Annotated in this window: 23 protein-coding genes and 2 pseudogenes; 11 read left to right on the top strand and 14 right to left on the bottom strand. The window is 61.0% G+C overall.

Going from position 1 to position 24646, the window contains the following annotated elements; genetic code table 11:
- Nucleotides 1-65: 65 nt before the first annotated feature.
- Nucleotides 66-1499: an FAD-binding protein gene (locus N4R57_21720; protein UYV37510.1), complete on the bottom strand. Its 1434-nt coding sequence runs from the start codon at nt 1497-1499 to the stop codon at nt 66-68.
- A 152-nt stretch (nt 1500-1651) separates the two neighbouring features.
- Here N4R57_21720 and N4R57_21715 point away from each other — a divergent pair, with 152 nt between their 5' ends.
- The 4 genes and pseudogenes from N4R57_21715 (at nt 1652) to N4R57_21700 (ending at nt 4759) form a co-directional block, all read left to right on the top strand.
- Entirely contained in the window at nt 1652-2029 is a 378-nt protein-coding gene (locus N4R57_21715) for a hypothetical protein (protein ID UYV37509.1), read from the top strand.
- A gap of 67 nt (nt 2030-2096) precedes the next feature.
- A complete protein-coding gene (locus N4R57_21710) occupies nt 2097-3014 on the top strand; it encodes a lysophospholipid acyltransferase family protein (protein UYV37508.1) in 918 nt (305 codons plus the stop codon).
- Nucleotides 3011-4044, top strand: a pseudogene (locus N4R57_21705) (N-acetylneuraminate synthase family protein). Before N4R57_21710 ends, N4R57_21705 begins: the two are co-directional and overlap by 4 nt.
- Complete coding sequence (locus N4R57_21700) at nt 4037-4759, top strand: class I SAM-dependent methyltransferase (GenBank protein UYV37507.1); 723 nt, start codon at nt 4037-4039, stop codon at nt 4757-4759. The pseudogene N4R57_21705 and the gene N4R57_21700 overlap by 8 nt, the downstream one beginning before the upstream one ends.
- A gap of 122 nt (nt 4760-4881) precedes the next feature.
- Here N4R57_21700 and N4R57_21695 read toward each other — a convergent pair whose 3' ends face one another.
- From N4R57_21695 to N4R57_21685, 3 genes are all read right to left on the bottom strand, one after another.
- Complete coding sequence (locus N4R57_21695; GenBank protein ID UYV37506.1) at nt 4882-5520, bottom strand: glycosyltransferase family 29 protein; 639 nt, start codon at nt 5518-5520, stop codon at nt 4882-4884.
- A 3-nt stretch (nt 5521-5523) separates the two neighbouring features.
- Nucleotides 5524-6225: a hypothetical protein gene (locus N4R57_21690; protein ID UYV37505.1), complete on the bottom strand. Its 702-nt coding sequence runs from the start codon at nt 6223-6225 to the stop codon at nt 5524-5526.
- 160 nt (nt 6226-6385) lie between these two features.
- Complete coding sequence (locus tag N4R57_21685) at nt 6386-6997, bottom strand: tyrosine-protein phosphatase (GenBank protein UYV37504.1); 612 nt, start codon at nt 6995-6997, stop codon at nt 6386-6388.
- Nucleotides 6998-7091: 94 nt separating this feature from the next.
- Here N4R57_21685 and neuC point away from each other — a divergent pair, with 94 nt between their 5' ends.
- From neuC to N4R57_21670, 3 genes are read left to right on the top strand one after another with little or no spacing between them, the layout of a single operon-like run.
- A complete protein-coding gene (gene neuC / locus N4R57_21680) occupies nt 7092-8213 on the top strand; it encodes a UDP-N-acetylglucosamine 2-epimerase (protein ID UYV37503.1) in 1122 nt (373 codons plus the stop codon).
- The gene (locus tag N4R57_21675; protein UYV37502.1) at nt 8206-9465 is read left to right on the top strand and encodes a 3-deoxy-D-manno-octulosonic acid transferase; all 1260 of its coding nucleotides are present in this window, start codon (nt 8206-8208) and stop codon (nt 9463-9465) included. Before neuC ends, N4R57_21675 begins: the two co-directional genes overlap by 8 nt.
- 13 nt (nt 9466-9478) lie before the next feature.
- Nucleotides 9479-10789, top strand: coding sequence for a 3-deoxy-D-manno-octulosonic acid transferase (locus tag N4R57_21670; protein ID UYV37501.1), 1311 nt, complete (start codon nt 9479-9481; stop codon nt 10787-10789).
- 27 nt (nt 10790-10816) lie between these two features.
- Here N4R57_21670 and N4R57_21665 read toward each other — a convergent pair whose 3' ends face one another.
- The 7 genes from N4R57_21665 to leuS all read right to left on the bottom strand — a co-directional run bounded on the left by N4R57_21665 (nt 10817) and on the right by leuS (nt 18013).
- The gene (locus N4R57_21665) at nt 10817-11608 is read right to left on the bottom strand and encodes an SDR family oxidoreductase (protein ID UYV37500.1); all 792 of its coding nucleotides are present in this window, start codon (nt 11606-11608) and stop codon (nt 10817-10819) included.
- Nucleotides 11601-12296 carry an acylneuraminate cytidylyltransferase family protein gene (locus N4R57_21660; protein UYV37499.1) on the bottom strand — a complete coding sequence of 232 codons (696 nt, stop codon included), beginning with the start codon at nt 12294-12296 and terminating at the stop codon, nt 11601-11603. The genes N4R57_21665 and N4R57_21660 overlap by 8 nt, the downstream gene beginning before the upstream one ends.
- 94 nt (nt 12297-12390) lie before the next feature.
- Complete coding sequence (locus N4R57_21655; protein UYV37498.1) at nt 12391-13242, bottom strand: hypothetical protein; 852 nt, start codon at nt 13240-13242, stop codon at nt 12391-12393.
- Nucleotides 13243-13252: 10 nt separating this feature from the next.
- Nucleotides 13253-13840: a glutathione S-transferase family protein gene (locus tag N4R57_21650; GenBank protein UYV37497.1), complete on the bottom strand. Its 588-nt coding sequence runs from the start codon at nt 13838-13840 to the stop codon at nt 13253-13255.
- A gap of 111 nt (nt 13841-13951) precedes the next feature.
- Nucleotides 13952-14980, bottom strand: a complete 1029-nt coding sequence (locus tag N4R57_21645) for a DNA polymerase III subunit delta (GenBank protein UYV37496.1) — start codon at nt 14978-14980, stop codon at nt 13952-13954.
- Nucleotides 14977-15432, bottom strand: coding sequence for an LPS assembly lipoprotein LptE (gene lptE, locus N4R57_21640; protein UYV37495.1), 456 nt, complete (start codon nt 15430-15432; stop codon nt 14977-14979). The genes N4R57_21645 and lptE overlap by 4 nt, the downstream gene beginning before the upstream one ends.
- A gap of 37 nt (nt 15433-15469) precedes the next feature.
- Nucleotides 15470-18013 (bottom strand): leucine--tRNA ligase, encoded by a 2544-nt coding sequence (gene leuS / locus N4R57_21635; protein ID UYV37494.1) that lies wholly within the window; start codon nt 18011-18013, stop codon nt 15470-15472.
- A 199-nt stretch (nt 18014-18212) separates the two neighbouring features.
- Here leuS and N4R57_21630 point away from each other — a divergent pair, with 199 nt between their 5' ends.
- The gene (locus N4R57_21630; GenBank protein UYV39644.1) at nt 18213-19481 is read left to right on the top strand and encodes a glycosyltransferase family 4 protein; all 1269 of its coding nucleotides are present in this window, start codon (nt 18213-18215) and stop codon (nt 19479-19481) included.
- Nucleotides 19482-19522: 41 nt separating this feature from the next.
- Here the strand turns inward: N4R57_21630 and N4R57_21625 are convergent, their stop codons facing one another.
- A complete protein-coding gene (locus N4R57_21625; GenBank protein ID UYV37493.1) occupies nt 19523-20053 on the bottom strand; it encodes a DUF3576 domain-containing protein in 531 nt (176 codons plus the stop codon).
- A 329-nt stretch (nt 20054-20382) separates the two neighbouring features.
- Between N4R57_21625 and N4R57_21620 the strand changes: the two genes are divergently transcribed.
- Entirely contained in the window at nt 20383-21300 is a 918-nt protein-coding gene (locus N4R57_21620) for a porin (GenBank protein UYV37492.1), read from the top strand.
- 117 nt (nt 21301-21417) lie between these two features.
- A pseudogene (locus N4R57_21615) lies at nt 21418-22076 on the top strand (YggS family pyridoxal phosphate-dependent enzyme).
- A 31-nt stretch (nt 22077-22107) separates the two neighbouring features.
- On the opposite strand, the gene N4R57_21610 reads toward N4R57_21615, so the two are convergent.
- Nucleotides 22108-22593 carry a L,D-transpeptidase family protein gene (locus N4R57_21610; GenBank protein UYV39643.1) on the bottom strand — a complete coding sequence of 162 codons (486 nt, stop codon included), beginning with the start codon at nt 22591-22593 and terminating at the stop codon, nt 22108-22110.
- Nucleotides 22594-22640: 47 nt separating this feature from the next.
- A complete protein-coding gene (ribA, locus tag N4R57_21605; GenBank protein UYV37491.1) occupies nt 22641-23735 on the bottom strand; it encodes a GTP cyclohydrolase II in 1095 nt (364 codons plus the stop codon).
- A 141-nt stretch (nt 23736-23876) separates the two neighbouring features.
- Here ribA and N4R57_21600 point away from each other — a divergent pair, with 141 nt between their 5' ends.
- On the top strand, nt 23877-24563 hold the full coding sequence (locus N4R57_21600; GenBank protein UYV37490.1) for a response regulator transcription factor: 687 nt from the start codon (nt 23877-23879) through the stop codon (nt 24561-24563).
- Nucleotides 24564-24646 lie beyond the last annotated feature (83 nt).

Here is a 24646-nt window from a genome sequence, read left to right as displayed (position 1 = left end):
GCCCCCACTCAAACCTGCCTGCGAGGTCTAACCCGCAATTGTCACTGCGCACCGACGCCCGCACCTCATGCCGCGCGCCGCTTCGCCGACGCCTCCAACGGAAACACCTTCGCCGGGTTCAACAACCACGCCGGATCGAAGACATCCTTCACCGCCATCTGAATATCCAAATCATCGGGCGCAAATTGACTGACCATCAGATCACGCTTTTCAATCCCCACACCATGCTCACCAGTCAAACATCCCCCCACCTCAACACAAAGCCGAAGGATATCCGCACCCAGCGCCTCACACCGCTCAAGATCACCGGGCTTATTGGCATCAAACAGGATCAGCGGATGCATATTGCCATCCCCCGCATGAAACACATTGCCCACATCCAGCCCGTAGTCGCGGCTCATCTCGGCAATACGGCGCAACACAAACGGCAACTGGCTCACCGGGATCGTGCCATCAAGACACATGTAATCGTTGATCTGCCCCATCGCACCAAAGGCGCTCTTGCGTCCCAGCCATATCTTGGCGCTTTCCTCGGCACTGCCGCTCTCACGTAACTCCACCGGATTATGCCGCCGCGCAATTTCAAGGATCAGCGCAAGCTGCTCGTCGATCTCGGCCTCGCTGCCTTCGACTTCAACAATCAGCAAGGCCTCGCAATCGGGGTATCCGGCATGGGCAAACGCTTCGGTCGCGCGAATGCAAGGCCGGTCCATGAACTCAATCGCCACCGGCAAAACCCCGGCCTTGATAATATCCGACACGCACGCCCCGGCGACCTCGTTGCTGTCAAACCCCATCAACACGGGCCGCGCCCCCTCGGGCTTGCGCAAAATGCGCAGCGTTGCTTCCGTGACAACGCCCAATTGCCCCTCGGACCCGCAAATCAGACCCAGCAAGTCATACCCGCCAGCATCCAGATGCGCGCCGCCGATCTCAACCACTTCGCCATCCATCATCACCATGGTGACGCCCAACAAATTGTTGGTGGTGACGCCGTATTTCAAACAATGCGCCCCGCCTGAATTCATCGCGATATTGCCGGCAATGGCACAGGCAAGCTGGCTCGACGGGTCCGGCGCGTAAAAGAAATCTTCTTCCTCGACGGCCCCCGATACGCTCAGGTTCGTCCGCCCGGTCTGCACCCGGATGATGCGATTGTCGTAATCGGTCTCCAGAACCTCGTTCATCCGCGCCACGCCCAGAATCAAACAATCCGCCGTCGGCAAAGCCCCCCCGGCAAGCGATGTGCCCGCCCCGCGCGGCACCACCGGAACGCCCAACTCGTTGCAAATCCGCAAAACGTCCGACACTTCCTGCGTGGACGACGGCAACACAGCCGCCATCGGCGGACAGCGATACGCCGTCAGCGCGTCACACTCATAGGCCCGCGTCTCTGCCAATTCATGTATCACCGCGTCTTTCGGCAAAACCCGCAGTAATCGCTCCACGAGCGTCGGCTTCTTGGCCAGAATACCGGGATCGGGTTGGGGCATCTCCATGACAATGGCTCCTCTCAGGATTGGTAAAAAAATATAACCAATTTCGCAAAAGGGCAAGCCTCAACTCTCGATGATGCTCTTTTGCCTCACCTCACGCGCCCGCACGAAGAGTTGAGTTATCGCCCACCCCCTTCTGTTGCTATAGAACCCGCATGATCAAACGCCTGCTCAAAACACTCGCCCTCATTGGCCTGCTGACCGCATCCCTTGCCGCGCCCCTGCGCGCCGATCCGCCGGTGATCGAAGAGGTCAAAGCCCATCGCGTCGGGATGGGCTGGCGCATCGACGTCACCCTCAGCCACCCTGACACGGGGTGGGACCATTACGCCGACGGCTGGGAAGTGCTCGACAGCAAAGGCAAGAAACTCGCCTTTCGCAAACTGCTGCATCCGCATGTTGATGAACAGCCGTTCACCCGGTCGCTGATCAACGTCATGCTCCCCGATGGCATCCAAGAAATCCAGATCCGCGCGCGATGCAGCGTAGATGGCTGGGCGTCTGAGCCGGTGAAGGTCAAGCTGCGCAACTGACCGCGCATCTCGCGCCTTGGGTTTTCGCCCCTTCCCCACCCTGCCGATTTGCGCGATATAACAGCGCATGAGCAAGACCAGCACCACATCACGCGGCACCAAGGACCGCTTGCAATTCGCCCTTATCAAGAGCGTGCTCTGGCTGATGTATCGCCTGCCCTATAAACGGCGCGTGCCTTTCGCCGGTTGGATGCTCTCGCGTGTTGTCGCACCGCTGATCGGCTGGCGCAAACGCATCGCCGACAATATCCGCCTTGTCGCCCCCGAAACCGCCGATGCCGACATCCACCGCATCCAACGCGCCGTGCCGGACAATTTCGGCCGCACCATGGCCGAGTTGTTCTCGCCCGATGATTTCCTCACCGTGGCGCATAACACCCCGCTCGAAGGGCCCGGCCTCGCCGCCTTAGAGCAAGCCCGCGCCGAGGGTCGCCCCTCGATCCTCGTCTCGGGTCATTTCGGCAACTACGATGTGGTCCGCGCTGGCGTGATCAATCGCGGCTTTTCCGTCGGCGGCATCTATCGCCCGATGAACATCCGCCAGTTCAATGACATCTATGTCGACAACATCTCCAAGGTCGGCAAACCGCTGTTCTCGCGGGGCCGTCGCGGCATGGCCGAAATGATGCGCTTTTTAAAAGGCGGCGGCACTCTCGCGGTTCTCATTGACCAACGCCTCAACAACGGCGTGCCGCTGCAGTTCTTTGGCGAAACCGCCTATACCGCGCTGTCCTTTGCCGAGCTTGCGTTGAAATATAACGCCACCGTGGTGCCCTGCTATGCCATCCGCCAACCCGACGGCCTCAGCTTCCGCGCGGTGCTCGAAGCACCGATTGACCACACCACCGCCGAACAGATGACCCAGGCGCTGAACGATTCTCTGGAACAGCAAGTGCGTCAGCACATGGGCCAATGGTTCTGGATCCATAACCGCTGGAAAGAAATCCCCCAAGCCGCCCCGCAACCCAAGGAGCTTGATACATGAAAATCGCCCACCGCGAGATTGGCCCTGCCCATCCCCCCTCGTCATCGCCGAAATCGGCATCAACCACGGCGGCGACCTTTCCGTAGCCAAGGAGATGGTCCGCCTCGCCGCGCTTTCGGGCTGCGAGATGGTCAAACACCAGACCCACATCGTCGAAGACGAAATGACCGACGAGGCGAAACAGATCTTCCCGCCCAATGCGGATGTGTCAATCTGGGACGTGATGAAACAATGCGCCCTCTCGCTCGAGGACGAGGCCGAGCTGAAGCGTTACAGCGAAGAGCTCGGGATGATCTGGATCTCTACCCCCTTCTCGCGCGCCGCTGCCGATTTTCTCGAAACCCTCGACGTGCCCGCCTATAAAATCGGCTCGGGCGAGGCCGACAACCTGCCGCTGATCCGCCACATCGCGCGCAAGGGCAAGCCGGTCATCATGTCCACCGGTATGCAAACCATCGACACGATGCGCGCCTCGGTCGCTATTCTGGACGAGGCGGGCTGCGATTACGCGCTTCTGGAATGCACCAACCTTTACCCGTCTCCGGCTGAAATTGTGTCTCTAAAAGGCGTAACCGAGCTAAAACAAGCGTTCCCGAATGCGGTCGTCGGCTTCTCTGACCATTCCATCGGCCCGGAAATGGCGCTGGCCTCCGTCGCGCTTGGTGCGTCGATCCTCGAACGTCACTACACCGACACCCGCTATCGCAAGGGGCCGGATATTTCCTGTTCGATGGACCCGGCCGAACTGCGCCTGCTGATCGACCGTTCCCGCGAAATCTGGGTCGCCGCGAACAACGACAAGAAACGCACCGGCCCCGAAGAAGACGTCTACGCCTTCGCCCGCGCCTCCGTGGTGGCCGACGCCGACCTGCCCGCTGGCCACACCATCCGCGAGCAAGACATCTGGGCCCGCCGCCCCGGCTCGGGCGAGATTCCGGGGTATGAGTTTGATAAGGTCGTCGGCAAAACCCTGACAACCGCCGTCACCCGCAACCAGCAACTGAAATGGAGCGATCTGTCCGATGCGTGAACTCAATGACGCGCGGCGTCACGATATCCTCCAGCTTCTGGGCGACCGCACCGGCCTCGTCGGCGTCGAACTCGGCGTGGCGGGCGGCGGCTATTCCAAACGCATGGTCGAAAGCGGGCGGTTCTCCACCTTCTTCGGCGTCGACATGTATGCCGACACCCATGACGTCACCCAATACAAAAGCGCCCTGCGCCACGTCGGCCTACTCGCCCCCTACAAACTCCTGCGGATGAGCTTTGCCGAAGCCTACGACCTGTTCGACGACGAGAGCCTCGATTTCATCTATATCGACGGCTACGCCCACTCGGGTCAGGAAGGCGGCGAAACCATTTGGCACTGGGCACGCAAGGTCAAACCCGGCGGGCTAATCGCCGGTGATGACTACCATACCGACTGGCCACTGGTGAAAGAGGCGGTCGATCTTTTTGCCCAAACCACCGGTTTCGAGCTTTGCGTCACAACCGTGGTCGAACCCGATATCGACTACGCCGCACACCCCACATGGGGCATGATCAAAACCGCCGCCGTCACCGGCGAACCGCCTGCCGAACTTGTCACCCGTGGCAAGGCCGCCGCAGCCAAGGTCGCGCGCAAACGCGCCTTGGGCAAGAAGCTGGGCGATTGGCTGCACGGTCTGGTCGGGGACGAACGCTACCAACGCCTGCGCGAATGGAACCGCGCCCGCAAGGCCCGCCGCAAAGAGCGCAAACGCTAAAGCGGTCCGCCCAAAACACTGATGTATCCTAGGATACAACCTCAATACCGACACCGGGTTGGCGCGCATGGCTGCCGCGCGCGGCTCTGCACCGGCACCAACGCGCCAAGTTCCGCAACGCCTCACGCCCGCACAATCGTCAAACGCCCCTCGGCCTCCCAGCCCTCGATGATCCGCCCCTCGGCGGCAAAATCATGCGGCGTTTGATAGCCCGCCGGATTGTAATAGGTCTCTGTCGCGCCGAAATCGAAACCATAGAGCGTGATCCGCCCCTCAAGCCCTAGGCGCAACAGCCAGCTGATCATCATGAAGCCGGATGACGGCCGCCGCCCGATAAGCCCGCGATCCGCCTGCCAAAACCGGAAGGGGTAAAACACCACCTTGCGAAGCTGATCCGCCCGCGTCAGATGCAAATGACGCAACTTCGGCGTCAGCATGCAAATCAAAGACGGGTCAAAGTGCTGTGCAATCTCATCCGCGCTCACTTCCGGCGACAGCGATACAATATCTGTGCGCGTTCCTTGCGCCACCGTATCCCGCACGAAGCCTTTGTTAAGCCTGACCACAACGCCTTCGCCGTCAATCCGCGCTCCATAATCGGTGGAAAGCAGACTGCGCGCATTGCCGACAATCGCAACCGACCGCTCCCCGATAAGCGCCTTCATCCGCGCATCCGAATTGCGCGACAGCTTCAGAACAAGCGCCCTCGGCGCCTGCCAGAAGTACTTGCGAGGAAAGCTGCGGATACGGTCCCAATTCATGGCCTAGTCCCTATCGGGGTCGCCACCATGCCTGCGCCAGTAATCAACAGCCCACGGCACCCGGCCCCGTCCCCAATGCGGCCCAATCCCCCAGATACCGGGCCGGACAAGGTCAATCGGGCGCGGATCGCCGTGAAACGCAATAACGCGGCAATTGTCTGGCGCTTCCATCGGCGCGCGCAACAACCCAACCAGCGCAGGCCGCCGCAAATGCCATTTGAAACTGCAAAACCACTCGCGCGGCCAGAACGCCAAACCGCCCTCGTTGATCTCGCCCTGAAGGAAAACCTGCTCAATCCGGTATTTCCCCACCATCCCCTGATGATCGGCCATGAACCGCTCATAAACCTCCGGATGCTGGCCCACGGTAAAGGCAAAGATCGACGTCATCGAGGACGGCGTCACATTGGCCTCAGGGTTCTGCCAGTTCTCGGAACAGTCAATCACGATCACATCGCCCGGCGCCTCAAACAGATCATCGAGCTGCCCAGTCACAACGCTATCAAGATCAACAAACAAACAGCGCCCTTTGATGTCATAAAGCTCTTCCTTGAACACCGACAGCTTGGCCCAGCCGCCCTTGTTCCAATCGAACTCGGACAACCCCATGTCGGGGATCGGGAAATGCTCAACCTCGGGCAGCAACCCGCTCGGATCATCGGTTAGGCATACGAACCGGAAACCCCCGTCAAATGCGCCCGGCACGCTCGGTAGAGCACATTGACATAGGCCGCCGAATAAAGCGTGCCCCATTTCATGCAAATAACGGTTCTGTCGCTGCTCATGCCGGGCCAATTCTGCTGTTGTTGCCAATCTCGGGCAGTCTTACGCAGAACACCCCCGCCTCGCCAGTCTTTTCGCCCGCTCAGGCGCGCGGATCATAGCTGTCCCTGACCCAGTCGATGAACGGCACCCCTTGGGCATAGGCCGGCTGATAAAGCTCGAAAAACCGCTTCAACTGGCCCTTGTGCGAGAATTTGTTGTGCACATGCCGCCAGGTGAGCTGCTTGGCCGCCGCCTCGGGCGCGGCCCCCTCGAAATGCAACAGGTAAATCCCGGCGGCGATCCCGGTGCGGTCGGCCCCGGACTTGCAATGCATCAACACCGGGCGCTCGGCCCGCGCCAGCACGTCGATCAGCTCAAGAACGGTTTCCTTTTCCGGCAGTTGCCCCGATGTCATCGACATCGTAACGAGGTTCAGCCCAAGCCGCCGGCACTGATCCACCTCCAGCACGTTCTGCGCCATATGCAACGCCCCGCGCAGGCTCAAAACCGTCTTGCCGCCGCGCTTCTTGAACCGCTTCAACCGCGCCCATGTGGGGTGATTGGCGCGCGTCACCCCCTCGCCGATCCTGGCCTCGTTGGTCCACAGATGGCGCAGGACCGCGTGGTCGACAAACTCGGTATACAGCACCGACGCCAGCCGCGATTTAGGCGTATCCACGCGATGCGCAATCATGTCGCGGAATTTTCGCATCTTTCACAGGCCCTTCACCGGTTGATCAGTGCCGACCTAGACATCTGCGCCGGTTCTGTCCATACCATCCCCAGTTCACAACCCCGAGGGATTGATGCAAAAACGCCTCCTTTTCGTCACCGGCACCCGCGCCGATTTCGGCAAGATCGAACCCCTCGCGCTGGCTGCACGTGACGCGGGCCACGACGTCAGCATCTTTGTCACCGGCATGCACATGCTCGACCGCTACGGGCTGACCAAGATCGAAGTCCACCGCACCCCCGGCGTCACCGTGCATGAATTCCTCAACCAACGCCTTGGCGATCCGCAAGACATGGTGCTGGCGAAAACCGTGCTGGGCTTCTCCGATTTCATCGCCGAACACCGCCCCGACCTTGTCGTCGTGCATGGTGACCGGGTCGAAGCCTTGGCCTGCGCGCTCGTCTGCGCCACCAACTACATCCGCTGCGCCCATATCGAAGGCGGCGAAGTCTCCGGCACAATCGACGAAGTCTTCCGCCACTGCAATTCCAAGCTGGCCTATTGCCACTTCGTCTCATCCCAAGCCGCCGCACGGCGTGTCATGGCGTTGGGCGAACCGGAACACTCGATCTATCCCATCGGCTCGCCCGAACTTGATTTCCACTCACAAGCCTCCGGGGTCAGCATCGACGCGGTGCGCGCCCATTACGCCATCCCGTTTGACGATTTCGGCATTTGCACCTTCCACCCTGTGACATCCGAGGCCGACACCATGGGCGCACAGGCGAAATCACTGTTCTCCGCACTCGAGGCATCAGGGCGCAATTTCGTGGTGATCCTGCCCAACAATGACCCCGGCTCCGAAGACATCCTCGCGGCCATCAACGCCCTGCCCAAAGACCGCTTCCGCGCCATTCCCTCAATGCGCTTCGCCCATTTCTCCGAAGCCATGAAACACGCCGCCTGTATCGTCGGGAATTCCAGCGCGGGCGTGCGCGAAGCGCCCTTCCTCGGCATCCCCTCGCTCGACATCGGCACGCGGCAAAACAACCGCTCCACCGGCGCGTCGATCACCTTCTGCAAGGCATCTGACACAGCCACCATCACCGATTTCCTGACCCGCGAGTGGGGCCAGCGCCACGCTCCCGACGCCGCCTTTGGCGAAGGCAACGCCGCCGCGCGGTTTGTCGAAGTGCTGGCCGACCCCGCCTTCTGGTCGCGCAGCCTGCAAAAGGAATTTCACGATTATGGCTAGGCCAGCTGGCCTTGCCCTGCGCGGCTGGCTGGCTCTGAGTTGGCTCTTGCAACCGCTCTTGCCCAGGCACCTGAAAAAGCGCCTCAAACGTGGCAAAGAACACCCAACCCGCTGGCGTGAAAAGCTCGGTCACCCCTCTGCTGCACGCCCCGATGGGCAGCTGATCTGGATGCATGCCGTCGGCTTGGGAGAGGCCCTCGCCCTGCGTGGCCTGATCGCGCGGATGCAGGCTCAAACGAAGGGCCTCAATTTCCTCGTCACCTCCTCCACCCGCGCCTCCGCCGAGGTGTTCACCCGCAACCTGCCGCCCAATACCATTCACCAGTTCGCCCCGCTCGACGCCCCCGGCCCGGCCCGCCGGTTCCTTGCCCATTGGCAACCCGACCTCTCCATCTGGGCCGAGCAAGAGCTTTGGCCGGGCCTCGTCTATCGCACTGACCGGGCTGCTATTCCCCTCGCCCTCGTCAACGCCCGCATGAATGACGCGGCGTTTGAGCGGCGCGCCCGTGGCGCCGCGCTCTATCGCGATATCCTGCCCCGCTTTGCCCTGATCTCCGCTCAGGATGCCAAAACCGCCGATCACCTCGCCACTCTCGGTGCGCCCATGGTGCAAACCCATGGCTCGCTCAAACCTGCCTCGCCCGCCCTCACCGACGCGCCCGCCGACCGTGCCGCCCTGATGGACACGCTAAACGCCCGCCCGGTCTGGCTCGCCGCCTCGACCCACCCCGAGGACGAAGCCCTCTGCATCGCCGCCCACGCCACGCTGCTCCAAACCCGGCCCGACGCGCTCCTTGTCCTCGTCCCCCGCCTGCCGGAGCGCGCGGCTGACATCCTCACCACCCTGCAATCCGCGGACCTCACCACGGCCCGGCACAGCACAAACGAGCCGATCACCAGCGAAACCCAAATCTACCTCGCCGATACCTTTGGCGAACTTGGCCTGTTCTATCGCCTTGCCCACGCCGCGTTTATTGGCGGCACCATGAACGACACCGAAGGCCACAACCCGTGGGAGGCCGCCCGCCTCGGCTGCGCCATCCTGCACGGGCCCCGCACCGCCAATTTCGCCGCCGATTACGCCGCGCTTGACGCTGCCAATGCCGCGCAACTGGCCGACCAGCCGGACACGCTCGCCGCCGCTCTCACCGATCCCGCGCTGGTAGGCCAAACCGCCAATGCCACCGCTCTGCTTGATGCTCATATGGACCGCATCGACCAACTGTGCCACAAGCTCACAGATCTCATCTGAACAGGCACCGCCTTTGGCCAATCCCGCGATCCCACCTTGGTCTCCCCCGCTAAAGCTCCGCGCGTTCCTCGTGGTCTGGCGGTTGGCGTGGCTGGTGCTGATGCCGGTGATCCTTGGCTACCTGCTGCTGCGTGGCCGCCGCGAACCGCTCTATCGCCAACGCATCGCTCAGCGGTTTGGCTTTCACGCCAAACGCTCAACACCGCATGTCTGGGTCCACGCCGTCTCGATCGGCGAACTCCGCTCCGCCGTGCCGCTCATCCGCGCCTTGCTCGCGCGTGGCGACCACGTCGTCACCACACATTTCACCCCCGCCGGCCTCGCCGAGGCCGAGCGTATCTTTGCCGCCGACATCACCGCTGGCATGCTTTCAACCGCCTATGTCCCCTTCGACTACGGCCTCGCCTTCCGCCGGTTTTTTCGCGCCTTCCGGCCACGTCTGGGTCTGGTGATGGAGGTTGAATTCTGGCCCGGTATGATCACAGCCTCGCGTCGCGCAGGTGTGCCGCTCTATCTCTGCAACGGGCAATATCCGGTCAAAAGCTATGAGCGTGACCGCAACCGCTTTCTCTCCCCGGCCAATCTCGCACCAGGCTTTGCGGGCGTTATGGTCAAATCCACGCTTCAGGCCGAACGCTTTCGCACGCTCGGTCAACCCAACATCGCCATCACCGGCGAAATGCGCTTTGAACAACCCATCCCGCCTGCGCATATCTCTGCCGCAACCACCGTGCGCCCCGCCTTGGCCAAAACCCGCCGCGTTATCACCCTCGCCTCGGTGGTCGAAGCCGAAGACACGCTTTTCATTGATGCAATCAAAACCACCCTCGCCCAAAGCCGCGACAAACCGTTTTTCGTCTATGTCCCGCGCTCTCCGGCCCGCTTTGATACCGTCGCTCAAATGATCGCCGACGCCGGCCTCTCCGCTGCGCGCCGAAGCGATATACTCGACAAAAATCTGACCCTCACCAGCGCGCCCGATATCGACATTCTCTTCGGTGACAGCCTGGGCGAGATGTATTTCTACCTTGCCCTATGCGATACCGCAGTCACGGGCGGCGGTTTCAACCCTGCGGGGTCGCACAACATCATCGAACCGCTGGCCCTCGGCAAACCTACCCTCGTCGGCCCCGAAATCTGGACAATCGAATACCCCGCGGTTGAGGCTATCGCCGCAGGCTTAGCGCAACAGGTCAGCGCCCAAAATCTGCCTCAGGCGCTGATGGCCCCCAACACACCCGACCGCGCCAAAATCGACGCATTCCTCGCCGCCCACACAGGCGCCGTCGATAAAACCCTCAAAGCCCTCGATAGCTGGTCATAGGCTGGGTGTTTGCACGCACCCCCTACATCACCACGCCGAAAACCCGCCATCCACATTGACCAGCTGCCCGGTCATATAGCCCGACTGCTCGCTGGCCAAAAACAGCATCACATCGGCAATCTCGTCCGGCTTGGCCATGCGCCCGGCCATGATCAACTCGCTGACCCGGCGCTGAAACTCTTCCGAATGGCCGTTAAACACCGCCCCCGGTGCGATCGTGTTCACCGTCGCCTGCCGTCCGGCCCAATACCCGGCCAGCCACACGGTCAACCCGTGAATGCCTGCCTTCGTTACACCATAAGCACTGAAATTCTTGAACGGCATGCCGTCGTAAATGGGATGATGCGCGCCATTCAACGCATACATCGACGCCACATTAACCAGCGTTGCAGGGTATTTGCCCACAATATCGCGGTCCATCTGCCGCGCCACCATGAAGGCGCCGGTCAGGTTGGTGTGCAGAGTCTTTTCAAAATCCTCGACCGTGGTGTCGGCAAAATCGGGAAACCCCTTGCCCTTCCCCATCAGCATCTCGCCCGTGATCGCCGCGTTGTTCAAAACGACGTTGGGCATCCACCCGTCCGCCATCACCCGCTTGAAGATCCCCTCAACGGCTGCCTCGTCACCCACATCCATCTCGTAGAATGCGAAATCCGGGTTTTCCCCATGCGCTTCGACCAAGGCATCGGCCCGCTGCCCCGGCAAATCGGTCGACACCACCTTCGCCCCTTGCTCCAGCATCCGTCGCACATAGGTCGAGCCTAAAACACCGCCCGATCCGGTGATAAACACCGTTCTTCCGTTGAGTTGATCAGCCATGCTCTCGCTCCTTCATAAGGCATTCGACAATTTTGAAATCCAGCTCGCTGTCGATATCCAGACACCGCTCCGGCGGCATAAGATACGGCAACACCCGCCCCTCAAACAGGCTTCCGGCACGGCGAAGGTAATCGGGATCAACCACATAGGTTGACGCCGCATGCTCCCACACGGTCGGCGCTTGCTGGCGTGCAACCACGCCACCGGGCAGCGGTTTTGACACATGCAATGCGCCGCTTTCATCCGGTTCAACCAAATTGAAATAGGGGTTCTTGCGCGCCTCGGTGCAGGACATGATCATATCGGGGCGTTCGGTGAAAAACGCGTCTAACGCCCCGTCAATATCGCTCGGATCGCGCAGCGGCGATGTGCAATCAAGGTCCAGAAACGCCTCCGCCTTCCCGGCCAACTTTTCGGCCTCTTCAAGCGCATGTTGCCACACACCCCACTTGCCCGCGCCGTCCGTGGCCAGATGATCGGGCCTCAGCCCCATCTCAAGACAGCCCTTGGCGACCGCGTGCTCGTAAATCCGCTCGTCATCGGTGCTCACCACCACAGCATCCACGCGTTTATGCGCCAACAACTGCTCAAGCGACCAATCAATCAGCGGCTTGCCCAACAGGTCGCGAAAATTCTTGCCCGGTACGCCTTTTGAGCCCTTGCGCACCCCGATATGCCCGATAATCATGCGAACCCTCCCTCTATCGTTCCGTTGAACCGGCGTGCCTCCCACGCCTGCGCGATCAATGCGCAACTGTCGTAAACCCGGTCAAATCTTGGCATCAACGGGTTGCCCGACCCCGCGCGCCCTTCAACCAGCGCCATGAAATCACCCATGATCCCAAGAAACATGTCGTTGCGCTCGAACTCCCAGCGCCGCGTGCTGTCGTCACTTCCGTCTGACCGCACCCACGACGGCTCCAGCCAATCAAGGTCCAGCACCGCATCGCGCCCCTGATCGACATCCGGCGCAGGCTCTTTGGCGAAAGGTAATCCATCGCCACGCTGCCCACCGGCCCGCCACCCTGTGCCAATGTCACGCGCGTGGCAAAATCTACGCCGGGAAAATCGGCATGGCCAATGCTCTCCACTGCCTGCACGCGGGCCTCGGGGAACAGACAATGCGCCATGTCCACCTCGTGACACAGGTCCAAAAGCACGCCACCGCCTTCGCTCTTGGCGGCGTAACTCTCGCCAAACGACCAATTCTGCCGCCACTGGCGCACATCATGCCCGATCTCAAGGGCAAAGCCATAGGCCCCGCCCACCGGCTCTTGCACCAAGGCCCGCAACGCCGGGTGATAGCGCATCATGAAGCCCACCATCGACCGCTCTGCCACCGGCGCGGCAGCACGGTAAATCTGCTCCAACTCGCCCATCCGAAACGCCAGCGGCTTTTCCACGAAGAATGGCACACCCAAGCGGCCGCATATCTCGATCAACTCAAGCCGGACCTGCGTTGCTGTGGCAATCACCACCGCCGCGCTTTCTGCCCCGCCGATCAACGCCTCTAACGTGGCTAAATCCAGCCCGCGCCAGCCCAGCAAATGCGCCTCAGCCCCCAGCGCCTGCAGGTTGCCATGATGCCTTCGCCCGATCGAGCCGGACCCGACAACGTAATATTGCACGGCCATTTCTCGCCTCTCAGACTGCTGCCATAACCCGCTTATACGCGTCCCGCTCGCGCATCGCCTTGCCATAGGCCAACAGGTTCTCATGCTCGACAGGGAACCCGGTGCCATGCCCCCAATTCAAACAATTGGTCAGGATAAGATCGGGGATCGTCACCTCGTCGCCCATCAAAAACGGCCCCTCGAACTGCCCGGCCAAAACTTTGATGTTCTTGGCAAATTCCCACCGCAAAGACGGCTGCACATCCGGCGCGCGATGCTCTTCAGGAAGGGTCGCGGCATGGCGCATCGCCATCCACAGGATCGAATCCACCTCGTCCAGAATGCGTTGCGTCATGGCGTCCTGCTGCCCGCGCTTCACGGTTCCGGCGGCATAGGTCAGCTTGCCGTGCTTGTCGCCAAGATAGCTCATGATCGCGGTCGAATCGCTGATCACGTCATCACCATCCCGCAACAACGGAATCTTCCCGCTTGGGTTAAGCGACGTTACCAAATCGGAATGCGCCTTCTCCTTGGTGTGGGTATATGGCGCGCCGATCTCTTCCAGCATCCAAATCACCCGCGTCGCTCGGCTCGGCGTCTTGCCAATCACTTCATACATCCGCTCTCTCCCTGTTCGGATCGCGTGCCGATCGCCATGTCATGCGATCGACCCCGCTTGTTATATCTGCCCCGGCAACAGCCCGCTTTCCCGCGCCTGTCGCCCGTTATCTCACCGCCTCTGCCCCAGCATCGCCAGCCGGATCAGGCTCCGCTCAACCACGGCCATCGCTGGCGCCTTCTGTCCGGCGCTGCGCAGTTGCAAATCCACATCCAAAAGCAACGACAACGCGGTCTCAAGCTTGTAAGCCCCCCAGCCCTGCGCCTGTTTCAACACCCGGTCCCGGCGCTGCCCGAAAATTGGCGGACGTAGACGCCCGATACCCTGCGCTGCCCCACCGGGGTCACTCGCCACCGCATAAAGCGTCTTGAAATGCCGCATCGCCCCGATGCACAGGGTCACGGCGTTCACCCCCTGCGCTTCCAGCTTGCGCATCACCGGGCCGATCTCGCCCTGCCGCCCCTCGGCAACGATGTTCAACACATCATCCAGATCCGCCTCGGTTGAACTAGGCGCAACAGCACTCACATCCGCGGGGATAACCGGCGTATCATCGCCCAGCTTATAAAGCCCCAGCTTCTCGATAACCTGCCGTAGATCCCCCGGCCCCAACTCACGGCTCAAATTGCTCAGCGCGGTCATCGCCTCGTTGGACACCGCGCCAACCCCGGCCTTGCCAAGCTCCGCTTCGATCTCGGCCCGGCTGGGTGGGTCATCGTAAATCCCCACGGCATAGGCGTTGCTATGCCCCTCAAACGCCTTGCGCAGCTTCGATGACGCCTTCAGCGCACCTGCCGTGACGATCACCTGCGCATCGCCCTCGGCCCACTCCGCAAGCGCGGCAATAATCGCCGGCGCGGCACTGTCATTCGCGCCCTCGACAAACGCCACCCTCGGTCCGGGGAAAAAGCTCTGCGCCTTGATCGCATCCAACAACGCCGCCGGGTCCTTGCGCAGATCACCGCCCGCAATCCGGGCTAGCCGCATCTCCTCGTCGCCCTTAGGGCCGATCAACGCGGCAATCACATCCTGTCGGCGAATCGCCACGCGCATCGCGTCGCCACCATAGATCAACAATCCGGTGCGCTTGGGATCCGGCTTGGCAAAATATCCAACCGCCTCGCGCCCAGAAAGCTTCATTCCGGCAAATCCCCGGCCCGCGCGATCAACCGCGTGGTGATCTGATCCGCCAGAATGGTCATCAGCCGCTCGCGCGCATCACGCTCCGTCGCCCGTGTTGCCACGGTCGTGCCGGTGGCGGAATATCCGGTAAAACTATCAACGGTGCCGGTCTGCAAAACCTTGCCATCCGCCAGATCGCGCAACGCAAACGTCGCCTTGCCGATCACGTTGAACCGCGTGGTGATGCTGGTCGCATCCACCGCCATCCGCTCGTCCTTGACCTCAAGAGCAAGCGAAAGACCATAGCGCGGCACAGCGGACCGCCCAAGCCGATGCTCCAACTGTTGCACTAAAAGGTAACTGTCCCGGTCCACCGGCTCATCAACGGAAATCGACCCCAACAGCTTGGTCGCCGCCGCCCCCGGCGCATAGGCCGGGCTAAACCCGCAACCGACCAAAGCAACCGCCATAGGCAGCGCCAGCATCCCTCGCAGAAAAGCCCGTCTATCAGACAACAACATTCACAATCCGCCCCGGCACAACGATCACCTTCTTCGGCGCGTTGCCATCCAGCGCCTTTTGCACAGCATCCGTCGCCAGCGCGATCTTTTCAACCTCGGCCTTGTCCATATCTTTGGGCACGCTGATTTCCGCACGGCGCTTGCCGTTGACCTGAATGGGCAGCGTCACGGTGTCATCCACCAACATCGCCTCATCCGCCTTGGGCCAAGGCGCGGCAGCAATCAGCCCCTCACCGCCCAGCATCGACCAGACCTCTTCCGCCAGATGCGGCGTCATCGGGCTCATCAACTGCGCCAGAACCTTGATCGCCTCGCGCTTGGCATCTGCGCCGGCCTTGGATTTGGCAATCGTGTTGGTAAAGGCATAAAGCTTGGCAATCGCCGCGTTAAAGCCAAAGCTCTCAACCCCCATGGTCACATCATGAATGGTCTTGTGCATCTCCTTGGCCAGCGCCTCATCGGCCCCTGCCTCGCCCGCCTCGGCCTTGTCCAGCTCTGCCGCCAAGCGGTAAACCCGCGCAAGGTGCTTTGCCGACGCTTCCGCGCCCGCTGCTGTCCACTCCACATCCCGCTCGGGCGGGGAATCAGACAGCACAAACCACCGCGCCGTATCGGCCCCGAATTCGCTGATGATATTGACCGGATCAACCACGTTGTTCTTCGATTTCGACATCTTGGCCGATGGAATAATCTCCACCGCTGTTCCGTCTTTGAGGAAGCCACCACCATCGCGCAGCTCGACCTCTTCGGGATAGTGGTAAACAGGCCGCCCATCCGCGCCCTTGGTCTGGAAGATCGCATGCGTCACCATCCCTTGGGTGAACAGCGCATCAAACGGCTCAATCGCGCTTTCCGGCAGATGTCCGCAAATGTGCATCGCCCGCGCAAAGAACCGCGAATACAGCAGGTGCAAAATCGCGTGCTCGATCCCGCCGATATACTGGTCCACATTCATCCAGTATCCGGCCTCGTCCGGATCGGTTGGCGTCTTGGCCCGCGGTGCCGTGAACCGCGCGAAATACCAGCTTGAATCGACAAACGTGTCCATCGTGTCGGTCTCACGCAGCGCATCCGCGCCACAGGACGGACACTTGCAGTTGCGCCACGTCGGGTGCCGGTCCAGCGGATTGCCCGGCACGTCAAAGCTGACATCATCCGGCAGCACAATCGGCAGGTTCTCTTTCTTCTCGGGCACCACGCCACAGGCGTCGCAATGCACCACCGGAATCGGACAGCCCCAATAGCGCTGACGGCTCAAACCCCAATCGCGCAGGCGATACTTGGTTACGCCGGTGCCCCAGCCCGCCTTCTCGACGAAATCAATCGTCGCATTGACGGCCTCGTCGCCCGTTGCCTCGTCCAAACCGGCAAAATGGTTCACCCATTTCACCTTGTCGGTTTTCGGCGGCACAAAGGCCTCGCGTTCAACCGGCTTCGGATCGTTCAGCGCAAAGAACGTGTCGATCACCGGCAGGTCATACTTGCGGCAGAAATCCAAGTCGCGCTGGTCATGCGCCGGACAGGCGAAAATCGCGCCGGTGCCATAATCCATCAGAATGAAATTCGCGATCCACACCGGCAATTCCCAATTCGGGTCCAGCGGATGCTTCACCTTCAACCCGGTGTCGAAGCCCAGCTTCTCGGCCTTCTCGATCGCCTCTTCCGTGGTGCCGCCCTTGCGCATCGCGGCAATTGCCTTCGCCGCTTCCGGGTCGCGCGCCTCGACTTCCTTGGCCAGCGGATGATCCGGCGAAATCCCGACGAATGACGCGCCCATCAACGTATCGGGCCGCGTGGTGTAAACCTCGATCTCGCCGCCATCGGTCCGCTCGAACGCAAACTGCAAACCGCGCGATTTCCCGATCCAGTTCTCCTGCATCAGCCGCACCTTGGCGGGCCAGTTCTCAAGTCCGTCCAGCGCCTCAAGCAACTCCTCGCTGAAATCGCTGATCTTGCCAAACCACTGGGTCAACTCGCGCCGCTCAACCTCGGCCCCCGACCGCCAGCCCTTGCCGTCGATCACCTGCTCGTTGGCCAGAACGGTCATGTCCACCGGGTCCCAGTTCACAACCGCGTTCTTGCGATAGACCAGACCCTTTTCCATGAAATCAAGGAACAGCGCCTGCTGCTGCCCGTAATACTCCGGATCACAGGTCGCAAACATCCGCTCCCAATCAAGACCAAAGCCCAAAGGCTTCATCTGTTCGACCATCGTGTCGATGTTGGAATAGGTCCACTCTTTCGGGTGGCCCCCAATCGCCATCGCCGCGTTCTCGGCTGGCATCCCGAATGCGTCAAACCCCATCGGGTGCAGCACGTTATGCCCAGTCGAAATCTTGTACCGCGCGATCACGTCGCCCATCGTGTAGTTGCGCACATGCCCGATGTGGATGCGCCCGGATGGATAGGGAAACATCTCCAGCACATAATACTTCGGCTTGTCGTCTGACCTCGTGGCGCGGAAAATCCCGGCCTTATCCCAGGCCTCCTGCCATTTGCGTTCGATTTCTGCGGGGGTATAGCGGCTCATCGGTGCGGGCCCTTGTCCTGTATCGGTCTTCAATGATCTGTCGCATCGGGTGATAGGGCGCATAAGGCTGATGGTCCAGAGCGTTTGCACCCCGCCCCCACTGTGCAAGCCGTTTATTCACGCTATAACGGACGGCAAAGCAGTCGCCTGCACCATGACCACCACCCATAACAGCATCATTATCGGGCACACACATTTCATGAAAATCCTCTTTATCCACCAGAATTTCCCGGGCCAGTTCAAACATCTCGCGCCCGCCCTCGTCGCTCAGGGGCATCAGGTCATCACCCTCACCCTGCGCGTCGACAAACCGGCCAAATGGAAGGGCGTGCAAATGCTGCCCTACAAGATCACCCGCCAGAGCGGACAGGCGCTGCACCCTTGGGTGGTTGACCTCGACACCAAAGTCACCCGCGCCGAGGCCTGCTTCAACGCCGCCACCAAACTGGCCAAGGCAGGCTTCACCCCCGATGTCATCGTTGCCCACCCCGGCTGGGGCGAATCGCTGTTTCTCAAAGATGTTTGGCCCGATGCCCGCATCGGCCTCTATTGCGAGCTTTATCATCAGGCGGCTTATCCCCACACCGGCTTCGACCCCGAATTCCAACCCGAGATCAGCGCGACAGAACCGCTGCGCCTGCGGATGAAGAACCTCAACAACCACCTCAGCTTCGCCATGGGCGACGCCGGTCTCAGCCCAACCAAGTTTCAGGCCGACACCTTCCCCAACAGCTTCCGTGACCGCATCACCGTCGCCTTCGACGGGATCGACACCGACATGCTGGTGCCCAACCCTGCGGCCTCGCTCTCTCTCAAAGACGGCCCGACCCTGACGCGCGACGACGAGATCATCACCTTCGTCAATCGCAACCTCGAACCCTATCGCGGCTATCACATCTTTATGCGCGCCCTGCCCCGGCTCCTGCGCGAACGGCCCAACGCCCGCGTGCTGATCGTCGGCGGGGATGAGGTCAGCTATGGCGCCCGCCCGCCCCAAGGCAAAACGTGGAAGCAAATCTTCATCGACGAGGTCCGCGGTTCGATCCCCGATGCCGACTGGGCGCGCGTGCACTACCTCGGCCGCATCCCCTATGACCAATTCGTGTCGCTTCTACAGGTCAGCCGCGTGCACCTCTATCTGACCTACCCGTTCGTGCTCTCTTGGTCGCTGTTTGAAACCATGAGCGTTCAAGGCGCTATCGTCGCCTCCAGCACCGATCCGGTGCGCGAGCTGGTCACCCACGGCGAAACCGGGCGTCTGGTTGATTTCTTTGATGGCGATGCGCTGGTCGACGAAACCTGCGCCCTGCTCGATGACCCCGACGAACGCGCCCGTCTGGGCAAGGCCGCCCGCGAACATGTGGTCGCCAACTACGACCTCAAACGCATCTGCCTTCCGGCGCAACTCAAATGGGTGCATGATCTCGCGGCAATGGAGCCCAGCACAATGGACTCACCCTGCATTTAGGGCGCAACGCGTAGGGTGGGCATACTGCCCACCACCCGACATCAGAATTTCTTGTCGTTGATCCGCAACTGACGCGCCCGGTTCAGAATCGCATCCTCAACGGCCCGCTGCGTCCCCGCAGCCACCGGACCACCCCGCGTCGCAATCGCCACGTTGAGCGATCGCGCATCCAAAGCCGGATCCTTGATGTAAACTGTCGCGCGATACGCACGTCCGCCACCCGGCGGGCGACCATAGCCCATGACAATCACACCCGTGAACGGATCAATGCTCTGCACTGGCAAGAAGTTCAGCACATCAAGAGAGGCATTCCAAAGGTAACGGTTCACCTTAACCGTGGTGCCGGTATCCTTGCGCTTGAACAGATCAAAGATCGAGGTCTGGCCAACTTGGCTCATCCCCTGACGCCCCTCGATGATTGGCTCACCGACGTCGTCCTGCGTATTCACCGCATCACGCGCGCCGCCAAACCCGACATTGCCAAGCGATCCAGCACCGCCGCCACCGCAAGATGCCAGCGAAAATGCAACCAGCGCAGCTGCCAGAAGTTTGAAAGCGTTCAAGGTTTGCATGGTTTTATTGCCCCGATCCTGCCCGTCTGAATACCCTCCTACCCAAGCCCCGCCGCAGGGGCAAGGATTTATCGCGCCACCACCGCCTCTGCGCCCTCTCCTTATAGAGTCGCGCTCACAGGCGTTGACATCGCCCCGTTTTCGGCCAGTTTCCGCGTGTTTCCTCAGGGGCCCACCGAAACTGTGACTTTGCTGCACCAATTTCGCCCCCAATGGAAAACGCCTTTGCCCGACACTTGCATTGACCCCCCGTTTGGAGCGAGAGAGTTGCCTATACCCAAATCGGATTCCCCGTTTGGGCGCATGACTGGAAAACCGAGGGAAAACAAATGAAAAAGATTCTCTTCGCAACGACCGCTCTCGTCGCCACTGCAAGTGTCGCCGCAGCTGACGTGTCGTTCAGCGGCTACGGCCGTTTCGGTGCCATGGACAATGGCACAACATCGGGCATTTACTCGCGTATTCGCCTCCAAATCGATATGTCGACCGAAGCCGACAACGGTCTCGAGTTCGGTGCGCGTCTGCGTTACCAAGCGACATCGTTCAACGGTGCAGGCACCATCAACACCTTCAACGCAGCTCGCTTCTACGCAAAAGCTGGCGGTTTTGAGCTGGGTGTAGGTAACATCCAGGGCGCCATCGAATGGATGCCCGGCCTGTACATGTCGACTCAGTCGGCTGGCGTTGGCCTCTCGGGTCACACGTTCTCGAACCTCGTAACCAACACCCAAGGTAAAGGTTACTGGGGCTGGGATGCATACTCGTCCGGCGGTGCCGGCGCAGCTGCACGTAACGGCGTTGAAGTGAAATACTCGGTTGGCGACTTCGGTGGTCACCTGTCGCACTCCGGTACTGGCGCAACTGAGCGTACAGCTCTTGTTCTGTCGTACAAATTCAACGACTGGACCGTTGCTCTGGGTTACCAAGATGCAAACGTTGCAGCTCAGGACAAAGTTGTTCTGACCGTTGGCGGCAAAATCGGCCCGGCAAACATCGGCCTTGCATATGCTGACAACGACGGCATCGGCAAATTCGGCATCTCCGCAAACGTTGAAGTTGGCGCAGCAACCCGCGTTGACGTATTCATCACTTCGGAAGATGGCGCAGCTGGCGGCGAAACCTACGGTCTGGGCGTTTCGCACAGCCTCGGTGGCGGCGCATCGCTCGAAGCTGGTGTAGAGCGTGACGACACCACCGGTACCGGTGGCGTTACCTCCTACGACCTGGGTATCCGCTTCAACTTCTAATCGAAGCTGAACGACCTAATAGGGAAGGGCAGGTCTTCGGACCTGCCCTTTTCTTTTGCCGCGTGATGATGTTCTCTCTGCCCGACCATCACTCCAACCACCACCAATGGGCCAAGCATGTCACTGACCGAAATTCGCACCCGCATCGCCAAGGCAGAAGCCGACGCCAACCGCACAGCCGGCTCGGTAAACCTCATCGCCGTGTCCAAGGTTCAACCCAATGAACGCACCCGCGCCGTGCTGGACCAAGGCCACCGCCTCTTTGGTGAAAACCGCGTGCAAGAAGCCGCCGGAAAATGGCCTGCGTTCCGCGAAACCTTCCCCGATACACAGGTCCACCTGATCGGCCCGCTGCAAACCAACAAAACCCGGCAGGCTTTTGAGCTATTCAGCGCGATTCACTCGCTCGACCGCCCGAAACTCGCCAAAACCATTGCCCGCGTCGCTCAGGAAGAAGGCAACTGCCCCGCTCTCTTCATTCAGGTGAACACTGGTGAGGAACCGCAAAAAGCTGGCATCCTGCCCGCCGAGGCCGATGCGTTCATCGCCGAATGCATTGCCATGGACCTGCCGGTTGAGGGCCTGATGTGCATCCCCCAGCCGATGAAGAACCAAGCCTGCATTTCGCCCTGCTCGCCAAGATCGCGGCGCGCAACGGCCTCTCCGGCCTGTCGATGGGGATGAGCGGCGATTTCGAACGCGCCATCGCGCTTGGGGCCACCCATATCCGCGTCGGCTCCGCCATCTTTGGGGAGCGCGTGCCGCCTCAAGGCTAACGGCAGTGGGCAGGCTCAGCGCCGCCTCACCTCAAACCATCCCATCCGGCACAATCAACCGCGCTTCTGGCGTCAATCGTGCGGTGATCCAGCACAGATCACTCCGCGAGATTGCCACGCAGCCTTCCGTCGGATACCCCTTCCTGCGCCACTGATGCAGGAATATCGCCGAGCCTTTCCCGGCCTCTGCCACGGGCCAGTTCCAATCCGTGACCAACACAATGTCATAGAGCGGATCGGCCCGCCGCATCGCCTCATGACTATGCCCATAGGGCGCGCGCACCAATTGGTTATAGCGCGCCTCGCCGCTCGCATCCGACCACAAGTCGCCCGGCAATATCGGCTTGGCCCAGGCACAAGGCCGCGCCACCCGGTCGGGCCGGTAAAGCACCGCAACGATCCGATGCACCCCAACCGGCGTCGCCCCGTCACCCTCGCGCTTGTCACGCCGCACGCCGCCCTTGCCGATCGCACAGGAGATAACGCGCCCGGCAAAGCGCACGCCGCGCCGTGTCAAAACCAAATTTGACACCCCGTAATGTGGGGGCAACCCCACCTTACCCGTCAAAACAAATGTCCCGATTTCTCTGCCTTAGTGGCTAGGTAGGCGCGGTTAAACTCCGTCTCACCCACCTTAAGCGGCACCCGCTCGACAACATCAACGCCATGCGCCTCCATCATCGCAATCTTGCGCGGGTTGTTGGTCAGCAATCGCACCGAATCAAAGCCCATCGACTTCAGGATCTGCGCGCCGATACGGAAATCCCGCTCGTCATCCTCGAAACCCAGCCGGTGGTTGGCCTCGACCGTATCAAACCCCTGATCCTGCAACGAATAGGCCCGCATCTTGTTGGCCAAACCAATCCCGCGCCCCTCTTGGTTGAGATAAAGCAGAACCCCCGCGCCCTCTTGGCCCATCTGCGCCAAAGCGCCGCGCAACTGCGGCCCGCAATCGCATTTAAGCGAGCCGAGAACGTCGCCGGTGAAACACGCCGAATGCAGCCGCGCCAAAACCGGTGCATCGCGCGACGGGCGACCAATCTCGATCACGTAATGCTCTTCGCCACCATCCTCCGGGCGATAGATATGCAGCCGCCCGGCCTCAGCCGCCGCAATAGGAAGCCGCGCCGCCACCACCGGATGCAACTCTGCCGAGGCCGCCAAAATCGGCCCCGCCAGCGCCTCGCTGACCACGGTCAGGTTGTGCTCCCCGGCAAATCGCAGCGGCTCGCTGATCTCAAGCATCATCGCCGCCGGCAAAAGCCGCGCCGTCTTGGCCAGCCGGATCGCCAAGCGGTGCATCGCCACATCCCCGCCCCGCGCGGCCCGCAGCGGCCCCTTCATCGGCGCCTTCAGGTCATCCGCCGGGTCCGCAACCGACAACACCCACGACAGACCCGCATCCCCCGGCACCTCGATCCGCGCCAGATCCCCGTCATAAGCCCGCGCCTTGAGCGTCTCTGCCCGCCGCGCCGTGATCGCCAGAACCGGCGCGCCCCCCAAGGCGCGCACATCGGCCAACCGCTGCGCATCCAGCGTCTCTGCCGCCAGCATCAACACCGCCTTGCCATCGGCATTCTGCAACACAACGGGCACGCCCATACGCAAATCCGCCCGCGCACGGGCAAGGGTCTCTGTAATATCCGGTGCAAAACTCATGGGGCCTACATACGCATTCGTGTCATATATTGAAACATATCCACCCCCCTTTACACGAGGCCGTGAGAGAATTGCAGCATATCTTGTGAAAACACCCCCGCCGCCTCATCTGTTCCTCAACCAAAGCGAGGAACGACCACTATGGCACAGCTCAAGAAGATACTGCTTGTCGATGACGACGAAGACCTGCGCGAAGCGCTCAGCGAACAGCTCGTCATGACCGAAGACTTCGACGTCTTCGAAGCCGGCAACGGTGCCGACGCCATGCTGCGTGCCAAGGAAGCGATCTATGATCTCGTTATCCTCGACGTTGGCCTGCCTGATACTGACGGTCGCGAACTGTGCCGCCTGATGCGCAAACAGGGTGTGAAATCCCCCATCCTTATGCTCACCGGCCATGACAGCGACGCAGACACGATCCTCGGCCTTGATGCCGGCGCCAACGACTATGTCACCAAGCCGTTCAAATTCCCCGTCCTGCTCGCCCGTATCCGCGCCCAATTGCGCCAGCATGAGCAATCCGAAGACGCGGTCTTCACGCTTGGGCCGTATACCTTCAAACCGGCTGTCAAAATGCTGCTGACCGAAGACGAAAAGAAAATTCGCCTCACGGAAAAAGAAACCAACATCCTGAAATTCCTCTACCGCTCCTCCGAAGGCGTCGTCCCGCGCGATGTCCTCCTGCACGAGGTCTGGGGCTATAACGCCGGTGTCACCACCCACACGCTGGAAACCCACATCTATCGCCTGCGCCAAAAGATCGAACCCGACCCTTCGAACGCCCGGCTTTTGGTAACAGAATCCGGTGGCTACAGGCTTATGGCGTAAAAATCACACACGTATGGGATGTATGGAATTCCCTACTTATTTGCGCCACATTAAAGATGTAACATGTGTGTGCATATACGGTT

This window comes from Rhodobacteraceae bacterium D3-12 (genome assembly GCA_025916135.1).
Classification (GTDB): domain Bacteria; phylum Pseudomonadota; class Alphaproteobacteria; order Rhodobacterales; family Rhodobacteraceae; genus JAKGBX01.
The sequence above is the reverse complement of the archived record's forward strand: the minus strand, read 5'-3'. Positions and strand labels throughout refer to the sequence as shown.

What these genes read in the sequence shown, in the direction of transcription:
- N4R57_21720 (UYV37510.1), bottom strand. Translation starts at nt 1,499, where the DNA reads ATGGAGATGCCCCAACCCGATCCCGGTATTCTGGCCAAGAAGCCGACG.
- N4R57_21715 (UYV37509.1), top strand. Translation starts at nt 1,652, where the DNA reads ATGATCAAACGCCTGCTCAAAACACTCGCCCTCATTGGCCTGCTGACC.
- N4R57_21710 (UYV37508.1), top strand. Translation starts at nt 2,097, where the DNA reads ATGAGCAAGACCAGCACCACATCACGCGGCACCAAGGACCGCTTGCAA.
- N4R57_21700 (UYV37507.1), top strand. Translation starts at nt 4,037, where the DNA reads ATGCGTGAACTCAATGACGCGCGGCGTCACGATATCCTCCAGCTTCTG.
- N4R57_21695 (UYV37506.1), bottom strand. Translation starts at nt 5,520, where the DNA reads ATGAATTGGGACCGTATCCGCAGCTTTCCTCGCAAGTACTTCTGGCAG.
- N4R57_21685 (UYV37504.1), bottom strand. Translation starts at nt 6,997, where the DNA reads ATGCGAAAATTCCGCGACATGATTGCGCATCGCGTGGATACGCCTAAA.
- neuC (UYV37503.1), top strand. Translation starts at nt 7,092, where the DNA reads ATGCAAAAACGCCTCCTTTTCGTCACCGGCACCCGCGCCGATTTCGGC.
- N4R57_21675 (UYV37502.1), top strand. Translation starts at nt 8,206, where the DNA reads ATGGCTAGGCCAGCTGGCCTTGCCCTGCGCGGCTGGCTGGCTCTGAGT.
- N4R57_21665 (UYV37500.1), bottom strand. Translation starts at nt 11,608, where the DNA reads ATGGCTGATCAACTCAACGGAAGAACGGTGTTTATCACCGGATCGGGC.
- N4R57_21660 (UYV37499.1), bottom strand. Translation starts at nt 12,296, where the DNA reads ATGATTATCGGGCATATCGGGGTGCGCAAGGGCTCAAAAGGCGTACCG.
- N4R57_21655 (UYV37498.1), bottom strand. Translation starts at nt 13,242, where the DNA reads ATGGCCGTGCAATATTACGTTGTCGGGTCCGGCTCGATCGGGCGAAGG.
- N4R57_21650 (UYV37497.1), bottom strand. Translation starts at nt 13,840, where the DNA reads ATGTATGAAGTGATTGGCAAGACGCCGAGCCGAGCGACGCGGGTGATT.
- N4R57_21645 (UYV37496.1), bottom strand. Translation starts at nt 14,980, where the DNA reads ATGAAGCTTTCTGGGCGCGAGGCGGTTGGATATTTTGCCAAGCCGGAT.
- lptE (UYV37495.1), bottom strand. Translation starts at nt 15,432, where the DNA reads ATGGCGGTTGCTTTGGTCGGTTGCGGGTTTAGCCCGGCCTATGCGCCG.
- leuS (UYV37494.1), bottom strand. Translation starts at nt 18,013, where the DNA reads ATGAGCCGCTATACCCCCGCAGAAATCGAACGCAAATGGCAGGAGGCC.
- N4R57_21630 (UYV39644.1), top strand. Translation starts at nt 18,213, where the DNA reads ATGAAAATCCTCTTTATCCACCAGAATTTCCCGGGCCAGTTCAAACAT.
- N4R57_21625 (UYV37493.1), bottom strand. Translation starts at nt 20,053, where the DNA reads ATGCAAACCTTGAACGCTTTCAAACTTCTGGCAGCTGCGCTGGTTGCA.
- N4R57_21620 (UYV37492.1), top strand. Translation starts at nt 20,383, where the DNA reads ATGAAAAAGATTCTCTTCGCAACGACCGCTCTCGTCGCCACTGCAAGT.
- ribA (UYV37491.1), bottom strand. Translation starts at nt 23,735, where the DNA reads ATGAGTTTTGCACCGGATATTACAGAGACCCTTGCCCGTGCGCGGGCG.
- N4R57_21600 (UYV37490.1), top strand. Translation starts at nt 23,877, where the DNA reads ATGGCACAGCTCAAGAAGATACTGCTTGTCGATGACGACGAAGACCTG.